The sequence below is a fragment of the Pseudomonas sp. DR 5-09 genome (assembly GCF_001655595.1).
GTDB lineage: Bacteria > Pseudomonadota > Gammaproteobacteria > Pseudomonadales > Pseudomonadaceae > Aquipseudomonas > Aquipseudomonas pharyngis.
The window spans coordinates 2,387,238-2,401,142 of sequence record NZ_CP011566.1; the positions used below are offsets into that span (position 1 = coordinate 2,387,238).

The window sequence follows — 13,905 nt, forward strand, 5'->3', positions numbered from 1 at the left end:
GGCGGGGCGTTGGTTTACAACGTGTTCACCGAGACGGTGCGAACGGTGCCCTGGGACGAGCGGATGGTGGCGGTCGGGTTGGCTGATGGCACGACCAGCGTGTTGTTCAGCGTCAGCCGCCAGCGTCCGGTTACCGGTACCGTGGTGGTGCCCAGCGTTACCAGCCCGGTCGGAGTGGTGACCTGCACGGTGATGGTGTTGCCGGTGGTCACCGACGAGGTGCCGGCGAAGTCCCAGTTGAAGCGGCCGCCGGAACGGGCCTGCACGGTCGAGGTGGTGATCGTGAAGGTTTCCGCTGCTGGCCGTGGTGACACTTGCACCGTGACCGTTGCCGGCGTCGACTGGGCGTTGAAGCTGTCCCGGGCGATGTAGGTGAAGGTCGTGGTGAAGGCCGTGGTCACGGTGGCCGGTGGGGTGTAGGTGATCACCGTGCCGTCAGTGCTGACCGTGCCGCGTCCTGCCGGCGGTTGGGTCAGGCTGGCGACGCCCAGCGGCGTGTTGCCTTCCGGATCGGTGTCGTTGGCCAGGACGTTGATCGGGATCGCGACACCCAGCGTGGCGACGCTGTCGGCGACGGCGGTCGGTGGCCGGTTAGGCGCGACGGTCACCGTCACGGTCGCCGGGTTGGCCGAGGCCAGACCTTTGCTGTCTTGCGCCTTGTAGGTGAAGGTCGTGGTCAACGGTGTCGCCACCACGGCTGGCGGGGTGTAGACCACCGAGGTGGTGCCGCTCAGCGCGACGGTGCCCTGGCCGGCGGCCGGTTGAGTCAGCGCGGTGATGGTCAGCGGCACGTTGTTGTCCGGGTCGCTGTCGTTGGTCAACAGGCTGAGGGTGATCGGCACGCCGAAGCTGGTGCTGCCGGTGTCGGCGTTGGCCAGCGGTGCCTGGTTTTCACCGGTGTCCGGTGCTGCACCGACCACCACCACCGGTTCGGTGTCGCTGCCGCCGGCGGCGGATTTGACCGTGACGGTGGCTGGAGGCTGAGTCAGGTCGGCCACGGTGATTTTTTGCAGGGTGCCGGTTTTCGACAGGCGTCCGTAACCCTGGGCAACCATGTCCGGCACCGCGACTTCATCGGTCGAAGTGGCTTCGATCAACAGGCTGTGGTTGGCCCAGCTGTAGCGGGCGGTCTGGATTTTCACCACGTCGGTGAGCTTGGCCGAGACGGCAGTCGGACGGGTCGTGCCGGCCGGGTTGGTCGCGGTCACGACCACCACCGACGGCAGGGTGCCGGTACCCAGACGCTGGCCGAAGAACAGTCCGTTGTTGTCACCCAGCAGACTGGTCTGGCAAGGCGTCGGTGGTGGGCCGGGCAGCAACGCCACGGTTTCGCGGAAGCACAGGGTCGAGCTGCTGTCAGCCTTGGCGAACACCTCGGCACGCACACCGGCCGAGGTCCGGCGATAGGTGGCGCGGTCGATGGCGACTTGGGTTTGCTGACGATTGTCGAGGACCTTGCCGGCAACGGTGAACAGGTTGGTCTGAATCGAGCCGGCGCCCGACGGACCATCGATCCGCAGGAAGTTGGTGTTGAACGGGCTGCCGGTGACCGCTTCGGTGAGGTTCGGGTCGCCGACGAAGGTTTCGACGCCGCCGGTGTCCGGGTTCACTTCGGTATACGGCCCGTTGATGCTGCGCAGGAATGGGCCGATGGCGCCGTTGAGCGCTCCGCTGAAGTTGCCCGGCGCGCCGATGCCGATGTCCTTGGTGATGTTGATTGCCCGCCGGCCCGGCGTGGTGACGTTGACGGTTTCAACGCCGTACGGGTGGGTGATGGTGTAGGTGCCGGCCACGGGTACGTTCACCCGGATGCGGATCCGCGCGAAGCTTTGCTGATCGCCATCGACCGGATTTTCCGAGGCGAACGCCGCTTCGATGCCTGCAACGTAGGCGTCCACACCGAAACCGGCACCGTTGTTGGGGATCGCGGTTTCAGCCAGGAACCAGAAAGCTTCCGGTGGCCAGTTGTCGGGGAACACCATCGGCAGGCTGTCATCGAACACGCCCGGTTCCGGCAGCAGGGTGCACATGTACGCCGGCGGGGTGCTGGCCGGCACCCGCGAACTGGCGGCGCGCGACTGGCAAAGCTCCATCGACAGTTGATTGTTGTCCTGGTACCACATCGGGAATTTCCCGGTGGCGAAGGTGTAGGGGCCGGGATCGACGGCGGCCAGTTGCGCGAACGCACTGCCGGTCAGCGAGATTGTCAGCCCGAGCGCGTTGAGCGCGAAGCGTGGCCACTTGTTCATGATGCCTCCTGATGCGGATCTGGGCATGTGAGCGTTCATTGCACGATGACCACTTCTTCGGTATCGCTGCCGCCGTTGGACGACGTCACCCGAACCTTGGCCGGTGGAATCGGCGTGATCCCGGTGGCCAGGGTTTTCACCGCGCCATCACCGCCCAGCGCACCGATGGTGGCGCCGGTACCGGAGGTGGCGGTGAGCACCGGTGGCGAGGTTTCGTCACTGGTCGAGGCCACCACGGTCAATTGCCCGGAAGTGAGGCTGTACTCGGCGCGCTGGATCACCACCAGGTCGGTCAGGTTCATGGGCAGGGTGGTCGGCGAACTGGTGGCGATCGCCAGGTGGTTGTCGGCGGTAACCTGCAGCACGGCCGGCAAGGTCGGGTTGACCGCCGATTGCGCGTACCAGCTGCCGGTGCTGTCGGCTTCTGTCATGTTCACCACGGGCGTGCTGCTGGTGATGGCGGCGGTGCCCGGCGCGGGCGGGGCTTTGACGAACACGTCTTGTTGGGCCACTGGTGCGCTTTCGCCGGGCTTGCGCGAGTACGTGCTGCGCTCGGTGATCAGGGGCGTTGGCCGCACCACTGTCGACAACTTGCCGGACACGGCGAAGGTTGTGCTGCGCAGGTCGATGCCGCCCGGGCCTTCGATGCGTACGTAGTTGGTGTTGAACGGGCTGCCGGTCACGGCTTCGTTGAGGTTCGGATCGCCAACAAACTGTTCGGCCGCGCCGGTCAGCGGATTGGTCTCGGTGTACGGCCCGTTGACGCTGCGCAGGAACGGCCCGATGTCACCCTTGAGCGCGCCGTCGTAGGTTTGCGGGGTACCGATGCCGATGTCGCGGGTCATGTTGATGGCGCGCCGGCCGGGGGTATCGACGGTGAACACATCGACGCCGTACGGGTGAGTGATGACGTAGGTGCCGGCGGTGGGCACGTCGACCCGGATGCGGATCCGCGCGAAGCTGACCTGATCGCCTTCCACCGGTTCTTCGGCGGCGAACGCGGCTTCGATGGCGCTGACGTAAGTCAGGTCGATTCCGCGTGCTGCATCGACGACGGTGGTTTCGCCGGTGAACCAGAACGCTTCATCGGGGAAGTTGGTGGGGAACACGATCGGCTGCGCGTCATCGAACACGCCGGGGGTCGGCAGCAGCGAGCACATGTACGACGGGGCGCCGGGTGTGCTCGGCACGCGGGAGCTGAGTGCTTTGGACAGGCACAGATCCAGGGTGCGACCGTGGCTGTCCTGATACCAGCTGGCGAAACCGCCATTGGCCGGTGTGTAGGGACCCGGATCGACGGCGAACAGAGCGGCCTGGGCAATGCCCTGGGCCAAGGCGCTCACGACCAGGACGGTCGCGGTTTTGGACAGTAAAGGGTGCATGAGTTAATCCCTCTATCGAAGTACCTGCCCCGTGGGGTTGGGTCAGTTGCTGAGGGCTGTACAACTTCCATACCAACGACCGGCCAACCGGCGGCAAACGCCCGTGGCGCAAGGGTTCGAGGCTGGGCGCGAGGGAAAGGACGAAGGTCCGGATAGGGCGACTGTCCCCAGCATTGGGGATTGTGGGGATCAATCCGCCAACCCGGATTGTGGGAGCGAGCCTGCTCGCGATGAGGCCGGCACATTTAACATCACCTGGGCAGACACACCGTCATCGCGAGCAGGCTCGCTCCCACAGGGCTTTGTGGATGTTCGGGGGCGGTTGGGGCCCCCGCATCCGGGCAAACACCCAACCGTGGGCTATAACCCTATAGGGACGTTTCGGGAAGTCGCCGCCATGAACATGCAGTCACAATCGCTACCGGTCGAGGAGGGCAGCCAGCGGCTGAACTCGCGCAAGCAGCCGTTCAACCTGTTGCGCTGGTTTTCATTGATCAGCATGGCGGTGATCGGCACCGTGGCGGTGGCGCTTGGGGCGGTGTCGACACGGTTCGTGATCGAAGAAAGCGTGCAGCGCGATGCCCTGCTGACCGCGCAGTTCATTCAGGCCATCGCGTCGGCGGAAGTGCGCCACGTCTCGATTCCCAATATCCGCACCATGGGCGAGTTGCTCGACCCGCGTCAGGACAACGATTTTCCCGATGTCGACCCGCAGGCCCGAGCCAGCGCCAGAGGTGAGTTTCTTGATCACATCGAGCATTTGCCGGATGTGATCCTCGCCAACATTTATGCGCCGGACCGTACCGTGATCTGGTCGACCAACCCGGCGCTGATCAACACCCGGATTCATGCCGACGAAGACCTCGACCGGGCCTTCGATGAAAAGATCCCGGTCTCGGCCAGCTATCACGACATCGACAAGGCCCGTGAAGAACAAAAGTTCGTGGTACCGCCGGAATACATCTTCATCGAAAACTACATCCCGCTGTTCGACGCCGAGGGCAAGAACGTCACGGCGATGGTTGAAATCTATAAAGAGCCCAAAGACCTGATCGCCCGCATGGAGCGTGGGCTGACGCTGATCTGGCTGGCCACCGCGCTGGGCGGCGGGCTGATTTACCTGGGGCTGTACTGGATCGTGCGGCGGGCGGCGATTCTGCTGGCGGCCCAGCAAAAACAACTGATCGCCAACGAAACCTTTGTCGCGCTGGGCGAGATGTCTTCGGCGGTAGCCCACAGTCTGCGCAATCCGCTGGCGACCATCCGCTCGAGCGCCGAACTGGCGCTGGAGTTCGACGCCGGCCCGGCGCAAAAGAACATCAACGACATCATCGGCCAGGTCGACCGCATGTCGAAGTGGGTGCGCGAACTGCTGCAATCGTTGCGACCGCTCAATGACGACCCGGAACCGGTGAACCTGGTGGCGGCGCTGCACGACAGCCTGACGGCGTTCGAGCAGCAGATCGCCAGGGCCGGCGTGCAGGTGGTGTTTCAACCTCAGCAGACGCCGATGGTGCTGAGCCAGCCGGTACAACTCACGCAAATCCTCAACAGCCTGCTGGCCAATGCGCTGGAGGCGATGGACAAGGGCGGCACGCTGACCATCACCCTCGAACCGAGCGACAGCCGTGGCGTGAGCGTCATGCTCAGCGACACCGGCAAAGGCATGAACGAGGAGCAGCGCAGCATGGCGTTCCGGCCGTTCTTCACCACCAAACAGGGCGGCCTCGGCGTGGGGCTGGTGCTGGTCAAACGGATCATGGAGCGCTTCGGCGGCGGGGTGAGCCTGGACAGCCGCGAAGGCGAGGGCACCACCGTTCGTCTGGCGTTTCAGCTCATTCAGTAAATTGGGGTGAACTTTCCCCCAGCAGTGGGTGTCAGGCCCCGGTCACCGGGGAGTGGGGAATGCAACAGCGCGTCCAAGTCCCTGTTACAACTGGAAATGATTTTTTGGCGAGGTAATTGCAAAACACCATCACCCCTTCCTTAGATGAGGCGGCTGATGATGGACAGAGCAATGCGTGACCCCAAAAAACTCTTCCTGTTGACGCCACTGAGCGTCTTCCTGATGTTGGCCCTCGGCCAGATGACCGGGGTTCGGGCGAGCCCGATCGACGACGAGAATCAGCCGGAAGCGTCCGACCCGTCGGCCTATTACGACGAGCCCGCAGACCGCGCCGGCGCCCTCAACGCCATCCTGACGATGCCCGAGGCTAACGAAGACTCCTTCGATCTGCCCGACGGGGTCAAAGGCACGCGGGACACGACGCGCACGGAAAACATCCTGCCGCCCACCGTCCAGACCAGTTTCAATTACCCCACCAACGGCAAGCCGAGCCCGCTGTACGGTGCCCAGCCATTCACTCAGCAACTGGTGCTGTTCGAAGAGTTCGGTCCGGAAAAGCTCGATCCGACCACGCCTGCCGCGCCGCTGGGATTCCCTCCGGCGGCCATCGGCCCGGCGCCGGCGCAAGACCCGAACAACATCGCCCGCAGCGCGCCTCCCGGCACGGCGCTGGATGCGTTTTTGCGTCAACCGGGGCTCACGCCATTTCCGAGTCAGTTCGCCAACACGGTTGACCGCAACCCGTGGCAGGCGCAGATCGAACTGTTTCTCAACCGTCACATCGGTTCCTCCGCCGAAGGCCGGCCACCGGGAAAAGGCTGGGCTCATCAGCGCTGGAACGAGTTCTACCCGCAAGTCGCCTACAAGACCGTGCAGACCGGTGCGCGGCTGAACGGCGGCCTGCGTGACAGTCGGCAGATGCACGGTTATGCGGTGGGCGAGTTCGGCCCCGGCGGTCTGTACCACAACGTCGCAGGCGTGCCGGCGACGGATGGCACAGCCAAGGGTGTCGACCCACGGTTCCACCCGGCGATGCCGGTGCAGGACCACAACTCGGTGTGGACTTTCGACGGCACGCTGCCGCCGAAACTGTTGATGGTGCGCTACGGCCAACCGGTGCTGATGCGGCACTACAACGGTTTGCCGATTGATCCTTCCGCCAACCGTGGTTTCGGTCTGCACACCATCACCACCCATGAGCACAACGGCCACGCGCCAGCGGAAAGCGACGGTTATGCCAACGCGTTCTTCTTCCCCGGCCAGTTTTACGACTATCGCTGGCCGATCCAGCTCGCCGGTTACGACAGCATCAACACCAAGGCTGAAGATCCACGCGCCGCATTCCCGTGCGCACCGGGGGAAACCCTGTGGGTCAACGACCTGCAGCCTGCGAAAAAGACCTGCGACCACGGCACCATCAAGATTCGTGGCGACTGGCGCGAAACCATGAGCACCCACTGGTTCCACGACCACATGCTCGATTTCACCGCGCAGAACGTCTACAAGGGCAACGCGGCGATGATGAACTACTACAGCGCCCTGGACCGTGGCAACGAATCGGTGAACGACGGCGTCAACCTGCGTTTCCCCAGCGGCAGCGCCTTGCCGTGGGGCAACCGCGACTACGACGTCAACCTGGTGTTCGCCGACAAGGCCTGGGATCAGCAAGGCCAGTTGTGGTTCAACCCGTTCAACACCGATGGCTTCATCGGCGATCAGGTGCTGGTCAACTGGCAGTGGAAACCGACCCTCGACGTGCGGGCGCGCAGTTATCGCTTCCGCCTCCTCAACGGTTCGGTGTCGCGCTACTTCAAGCTCGCGCTGGTGCGTGAAGTCAAAGGCACCAGTGGTGAGTTCCAGGGGCCGAGAAACTCCGGTGTGTCGTACAGCCGCGTGCCGTTCCACATGATCGCCAACGACGGCAACATCATGGAACACAGTGTGCCGTTCGACGGCTCGATGGACCTGGATGCCGACGGCGACAAGCAGAACCACAACGCGATCCTGCCGACCCAGGGCATCGCCGAGCGGTTCGACATCATCGTCAACTTCGCGAAAAACGGCATCAAGCCCGGTGACAAGCTGTTCTTCGTCAACCTGCAAGCCCAGGACGACGGCAAGGGCCCGAAAGAAGTAATCCCGCTGGCCGACGTGCTGTCGGAGAAATACCTGGCGGTCATCAAGCAGACCAGCAAAGGCCCGCAATGGGACCGGGGCGACCCGGTGGTCGGCAAGGTCCTGCAACTCAACGTCAAGGCTTATACCGGCCAGGATCTGTCGATGAACCCGGCCGCTTATGAGCCAGCCAAACCGGGCAAGGCCGAAGGCATGGTGATGATTCCGCTGAAGATCCACCGTGACAACGCTGCCGACAAGGCGCTGCTGGCCAAGGCCCTGCACCGGACCTTCATCTTCGGCCGCGCCGACGGCACCGACGAAGCACCGTGGACGATCAAGACCGATGGCGGTTTTGGCTTCCACATGGACCCGCGCCGCTTGAATGCCTCGACCAAACTGGCCAGCGGCCCGACCGACGCCGGGGTCAGCGGAATCGGCACCCTGGAGGTGTGGAACATCAAGGCCGGCGGCAAGGGCTGGAGTCACCCGGTGCACGTGCACTTCGAGGAGGGGATCATCCTCAGCCGTGGCGGCAAGGCCCCGCCTGAGTGGGAAAAATGGGCGCGCAAGGACGTCTATCGCATCGGCTCGGAAGCCGACGGGCTGGACAGCGTGGAAATGGCGATCAACTTCCGCGAGTTCGCCGGGACCTACATGGAGCACTGTCACAACACCCAGCATGAAGACAACTCGATGCTGCTGCGTTGGGACCTGGAAAAACCCGGGCAACTGCAGTTGATGCCGACACCGCTGCCGAGCTGGGATGGCGTGCGTTACGTCAACTCCGCCGCGCTGCCAACCTTCCGCACCGGCGACGGCTTCGGCCCGCAAGTGATCGTGAAACCATGAGCCGGGAGGGAGCCGACATGACCCAGCCAACGCCGCGCTCCCGCGCCCTGGGCATGCATTTGATGCTGGTGCTGGTCACCTGCCTGCTCGGCAGTCAGGTGCTCATCGCCCATCAGGCACAGCCCGACGGCGCCAGTGAATCCGCCACCCCGTGGGGTGGCGACTATTTCCCCAACACCCAGCTGACCGACCAGGACGGTCGGCAGGTGCGCTTTTTCGATGATCTGATCAAAGACAAGGTGGTGGTGATCAACTTCATCTTCACCTCGTGCAGCGACTCCTGCCCGCTGGAAACCGCGCGTCTGCGCCAGGTGCAGAAACTGCTGGGGGACCGGGTCGGGAAAGACATCTTTTTCTACTCGATCACCATCGACCCGTTGAGCGACACCCCCGAAGTGCTCAAGGCCTATGCGCAACGCTTCAAGGTCGGCCCTGGCTGGAAATTCCTCACCGGCGAGTTCGAAGACGTCACCGAGCTGCGCAAGAAACTCGGGCTGTTTATCGAAGGCGTCGACAACGGCCGGACCAAGGATCACAACCTGAGCCTGATCGTCGGTAACCAGAGCACCGGGCGCTGGATGAAAGCCTCGCCGTTCGAGAACCCTTGGATCCTCGCCGACCAACTCGCCAACACCTTGCAGAACTGGAAGCAGGCCAGCAGCGAAGAAAGCTATGCCGATGCCCCGCAGATTCGTCCGCCGAGCAATGGCGAAGAGCTGTTCCGCACCCGCTGCGCTTCGTGCCACAGCCTCGGCCCGCAGGACGGCGAAGGCATCGGCATGCGCAACATCGGCCCGGACCTGATCGGCGTGACCCGTCAGCGTGACCCGGCCTGGCTCAATCGCTGGATCCGCGAACCGGATCGCGTGCTGGCGGAGAAAGACCCGATCGCGCTGCAACTGTTCGAGCAATACGAGCGCATCCCGATGCCCAATCTGCGCCTGGACGAGGCCTCGGCGCAGTCGATCATCGACTTTCTGAGTGCCGAAACCGAGCGTCAGCATCCGTCGGTGCAGCCCTTGGCCGACGGGGCATTGACGCCAGTAAAACCGGGTTCTGCCAGCGAAACGGTGAGTCGTATGCAGTAGCGGCTAAATAGCATCATTGAACCGTGTGTCACGGTCATTGCCACCTACACTCATTCGAGAGGGCGGCTGTAACCGGCTCGATACCAGAACGCCAGGGCATCCCCATGCAACGACTGGAAGAACAGAAAACATCGGCACCGAACCTCGCGCTGGCGGCCATCAAGAGCTGGGGCGGGCAGTTCAATCTGCTGCGCTGGTTTTCGCTGGCGAGTTTTTTCATCATCGCGGCCGTGGCGCTGGGGCTGGGCTACATCTCCACGCGTTTCGTGGTCACCGAAAGCGTGGAGCGGGACGCGCTGCTCACCGCGCAATTCGTGCAGGCTATCGGCGATGCGGAAATGCGCCACGCCAACATCACGCCGCAGCGGACCATGGGCGAGATGCTCGACCCGCGCCAGGATCACAGCTACCCCGACGTTGATCTGCTGGCTCATGCAATGGCCCGTGCTGAGTTTCTCGATCATGTCGAACACCTGCCCGACGTTTTGCTGGCCACGGTGTATGCCCTGGACCGCACGATCATCTGGTCGACCAATCCTGAGCTGATCAACGTCAGGATCGAAGATGACGACGAACTGGACGAGTCGTTCGAAATGAAAGTCCCGGTGTCTTCCAGCTATCACAAGATCGACGATGAAAAACCCGAGCAGCGGCTGTCCCGCGAACCCAAATACCTGTTCATCGAAAACTACATCCCGATGTTCAACGCTGACAAAAGCAAAGTCATCGCCATGGTCGAGATCTACAAGGAACCGGCGGATCTGGTGGACCGCATCGACCGTGGATTCGCCTCGATCTGGGCCGCGACCATCCTCGGCGGTGCGGTGATTTACCTCGGGTTGTTCTGGATCGTGCGGCGCGCCTCGAGCCTGTTGCAGAGTCAGCAACAGCAACTGATCAGCAACGAGACCTTTGTCGCTTTGGGCGAGATGTCTTCGGCGGTGGCCCACAGCCTGCGCAACCCGCTGGCGACCATTCGCTCCAGCGCCGAACTGGCCCAGGAAATCGCCAGCCCCGGCGCGCAGCGCAATATCGGCGACATCATCAGCCAGGTCGACCGCATGTCGCGCTGGGTGCGCGAGCTGCTGGTGTCATTGCGCCCGATGAGTGATGACGGCGAGGCGGTGGACCTGCTGGCGGCGGTCGAGGACACCCTGGGAGCATTTGACGCGCTGATCCGGCGCAATGGCGTCGAAGTGCGATTCACGCCACAAAGTTGCCCGCCGGTCGTCAGTCAAAAGGTGCTGCTCACGCAAATACTCAATAGCCTGTTTGCCAACGCCCTGGAAGCGATGCCCAGAGGCGGCGTGCTCAGTGTCGAGATTGAAACGACGCAGTCCGGTCAGGTGCGCATGACCCTGAGCGACACCGGCAAAGGCATGAGCGCGCAGCAGCAACAACAGGTGTTCAAACCGTTTTTCACCACCAAACAGGGCGGCCTCGGGGTCGGCCTGGCGCTGGTCAAGCGAATCATGGAGCGGTTTCAGGGTTCGGTCGTGCTGACCAGCCGCGAGCAGGAAGGAACCCGCGTCAGTCTCAACTTTAGAGTGGCATCGGGAGGGGAATATGGAACACAGCATTCTGCTGGTCGAGGATGACGAACTGTTGGCCGAAAATATTCAGACCTACCTGGAGCGCAAAGACTTCGAGGTGACGGTCTGCCACTCGGCCGAGGACGCGCTGGGGCAACTGGAAAGCTTCATGCCGGACATCGTCCTGACCGACAACTCGCTGCCGGGCATGAGCGGTCACGATCTGATCCAGAAGCTGCGCATCAGCGCGCCGGACCTGAAAGTGATCATGATGACCGGCTACGGCAACGTCGAAGACGCGGTGGTCGCAATGAAGGAGGGCGCCTTTCATTACGTCACCAAACCGGTTGCGCTGCCGGAACTCAAACTGCTGCTGGACAAGGCCCTGGCCACCGAACGGATGGAGCGCACGCTGTCGTTCTACCAGGAGCGCGAGGCGCAGAAATCCGGGGTGCAGGCGCTGATCGGCGAGTCAGCGCCGATGCTGCATCTGAAGAACACCATCGCTCAGTTGCTCGACGCCGAGCGGCGCATGGCCAACGGCGATCTGCCGCCGGTGCTGGTGGAGGGCGAAACCGGTACCGGCAAGGAGCTGGTGGCCCGCGCGCTGCATTTCGACGGCGCGCGCAGCAAAGGCCCGTTCATTGAATTCAACTGCGCGTCGATTCCGGCCAACCTGGTGGAATCGGAGCTGTTCGGCCACGAAAAAGGTGCGTTCACCGATGCCAAGGACCGCCGGGTCGGGCTGGTGGAAGCCGCTGATGGCGGCACGCTGTTTCTCGATGAGATCGGTGAAATGGATCTGGTGCTCCAGGCCAAGCTGCTGAAGCTGCTGGAGGATCGCACCATTCGCCGGGTCGGCTCGGTGAAGGAGCGCAAGGTGAACCTGCGGGTGATCAGCGCCACCAATTGCAACCTTGAGCAGATGGTCCAGCAGGGCAAGTTCCGCCGTGATCTGTTTTTCCGGCTGCGGATCATTTCGATCAAGGTCCCGCGCCTGTACGCCCGGGGCGAAGACATCCTGCTGCTGGCCCGGCACTTCCTTGCCAGCCACGGCAAACGCTATGGCAAACCGAACCTGCACTTCAGCGACCAGGCCGAAGAGCTGCTGCTCAGTTACACCTGGCCGGGCAACGTGCGCGAACTGCGCAACATGCTCGAACAGACCGTGCTGCTGGCGCCAAACGACACCATCGCCGCGCATCAACTGAACGTGTGCATGAGCCTGTGCGATGAGCTGCCACCGCAACATCAGCATGAGGTGCAGCACCCGCACTTCGAGCCGCGTCCGGCGAGCAACACCGAATCGATGAACCTGCCGGAAGTCGAGCGCGACATGGTGCGCAAGATGCTCGACAAGACCGACTGGAACGTCACCAAATCGGCGCGCCTGTTGGGCCTGAGCCGCGACATGCTGCGCTACCGCATCGAAAAACTCGGCCTCGCGCGGCCGGACAAGCGTCAGTGGTAAACGGCGGTGCTGCTTGGATTCGGCGGGCTCAGGCATTCGAGCACGCACGTCGGGTCCAGCACTTCGTCGTTGACGTAAATGCCGCGTTCGGCATCGTAGGTGCGGATGAATACCCGCACCGTCGCATCGGCTACGGTCGGCAACTGCGAGTCATGGAACACATGGCGATCCGGGATGACGATGAAATCCTGTGGCGGCGTGTCATCGAACGGCCGGGGCGGCTGGGCCGACAGCGACGGTGGAGCAGGGTGGGCAAAGGGCTGGTCCGCCCCGTAGTAGTTGAAGTTGCTGTCCAGCGCCTGCGCCTGGGTGGCGGCGAGCAGACAGGCGGACAACAGCAGTCGATTGAACATTCCCATGGCAGCACCTGTGGAAGCGGATTTCCCCAAGGCTATTAACTATAGCTGCCCATCGAAGCAGGCGTTGTTGCAGGCGTCGGCGGCTTACAAGTTCGCAACAACCTGTTGCGTGCGGCTGAACTAGACTCGGGCCGCTCAATTGTGAGCATCCCCCGGAGTGCGCCATGGAAGTGCCAAACCATAAAAACGCCGTCGAGAGCAATCGTCAGGCGTGGAATGATTCCGCCCGTCATCATCAGGACTCGCCCGATTGGCAGGCCTTGCTGACCGAGGTTACGCAGGCGGATTTTTCCTGCCTCGACGACACCCTGCGCGGTTTGCTCGAGCAGGTCGGTGTCGATGGCAAAGACGTCGTGCAACCGGGTTGCAACAACGGCCGCGAAAGCCTGTCACTGTTCGCCCTCGGCGCACGGAGCGTGGTCGGTATCGATCAGTCGAGCGCGTTTCTCGAACAGGCCCGCGAACTGAACAAGCGTTCGCCGCACAACGCCGAATTCATCGAAGCCGATATTCATCATTTGCCTGAATCGCTGCGCGGCCGTTTTGACGTTGCGCTGATCACCATCGGCGTCCTCAACTGGATGCCCGACATCGGCGAATTCTTCCGCCACGTCGTCTCGACCCTCAAACCGGGCGGACAACTGGTGATCTACGAAACCCACCCGTTCCTGGAAATGGTCGACCCCGAGGCCGAAGACCCGTTTCGCCTCGCCAGCTCGTATTTCCGCGAAGAACCGTTCGTGCAGGAGGAGCCGATCGTCTACGTCGGCAAGGTCGAACAGCCGGCGGCCAAGTCCTACTGGTTTGTGCACACCCTCGGCGCAATCTTCACCGCCGCCCTCGAGGCCGGCCTGAACATCACGCACTTCAAGGAATACCCGCACTCGAACCGGGAAGAAGTGTATGACCAGTACCAGAACCGCGAGGCGCAGATGCCGATGTGTTTTACGTGGGTGGGGGTGAAGCGCTGAGGCAGCTACAAGAGGGGAAGGCGAGAGGCGCTGTCTCTTT

The 13,905-nt window shown here is 62.9% G+C and carries 9 protein-coding genes; 6 read left to right on the forward strand and 3 right to left on the reverse strand.

Going from position 1 to position 13,905, the window contains the following annotated elements:
* Positions 1–14 precede the first annotated feature (14 nt).
* On the reverse strand, positions 15–2,249 hold the full coding sequence (locus tag PDR5_RS10670; protein WP_064595179.1) for an Ig-like domain-containing protein: 2,235 nt from the start codon (positions 2,247–2,249) through the stop codon (positions 15–17).
* Between the two features lie 35 nt (positions 2,250–2,284).
* Positions 2,285–3,631, reverse strand: coding sequence for a hypothetical protein (locus tag PDR5_RS10675; RefSeq protein WP_064595181.1), 1,347 nt, complete (start codon positions 3,629–3,631; stop codon positions 2,285–2,287).
* A gap of 397 nt (positions 3,632–4,028) precedes the next feature.
* On the opposite strand from PDR5_RS10675, the gene PDR5_RS10680 reads away from it, so the two are divergent.
* The 5 genes from PDR5_RS10680 (at position 4,029) to PDR5_RS10700 (ending at position 12,535) form a co-directional block, all read left to right on the forward strand.
* Entirely contained in the window at positions 4,029–5,477 is a 1,449-nt protein-coding gene (locus PDR5_RS10680; RefSeq protein WP_064595183.1) for a sensor histidine kinase, read from the forward strand.
* Between the two features lie 159 nt (positions 5,478–5,636).
* On the forward strand, positions 5,637–8,444 hold the full coding sequence (locus PDR5_RS10685) for a multicopper oxidase domain-containing protein (protein ID WP_064600750.1): 2,808 nt from the start codon (positions 5,637–5,639) through the stop codon (positions 8,442–8,444).
* A 17-nt stretch (positions 8,445–8,461) separates the two neighbouring features.
* Entirely contained in the window at positions 8,462–9,532 is a 1,071-nt protein-coding gene (locus PDR5_RS10690; protein ID WP_442963853.1) for an SCO family protein, read from the forward strand.
* Between the two features lie 104 nt (positions 9,533–9,636).
* Positions 9,637–11,130 (forward strand): sensor histidine kinase, encoded by a 1,494-nt coding sequence (locus tag PDR5_RS10695; RefSeq protein ID WP_064595187.1) that lies wholly within the window; start codon positions 9,637–9,639, stop codon positions 11,128–11,130.
* Complete coding sequence (locus PDR5_RS10700; RefSeq protein ID WP_064595188.1) at positions 11,099–12,535, forward strand: sigma-54-dependent transcriptional regulator; 1,437 nt, start codon at positions 11,099–11,101, stop codon at positions 12,533–12,535. Before PDR5_RS10695 ends, PDR5_RS10700 begins: the two co-directional genes overlap by 32 nt.
* On the opposite strand, the gene PDR5_RS10705 is transcribed toward PDR5_RS10700, so the two are convergent.
* Positions 12,526–12,894 carry a hypothetical protein gene (locus tag PDR5_RS10705; protein ID WP_064595189.1) on the reverse strand — a complete coding sequence of 123 codons (369 nt, stop codon included), beginning with the start codon at positions 12,892–12,894 and terminating at the stop codon, positions 12,526–12,528. The genes PDR5_RS10700 and PDR5_RS10705 overlap by 10 nt on opposite strands.
* A 164-nt stretch (positions 12,895–13,058) precedes the next feature.
* Here PDR5_RS10705 and PDR5_RS10710 point away from each other — a divergent pair, with 164 nt between their 5' ends.
* Entirely contained in the window at positions 13,059–13,865 is an 807-nt protein-coding gene (locus tag PDR5_RS10710) for a class I SAM-dependent methyltransferase (protein WP_064595191.1), read from the forward strand.
* Positions 13,866–13,905 lie beyond the last annotated feature (40 nt).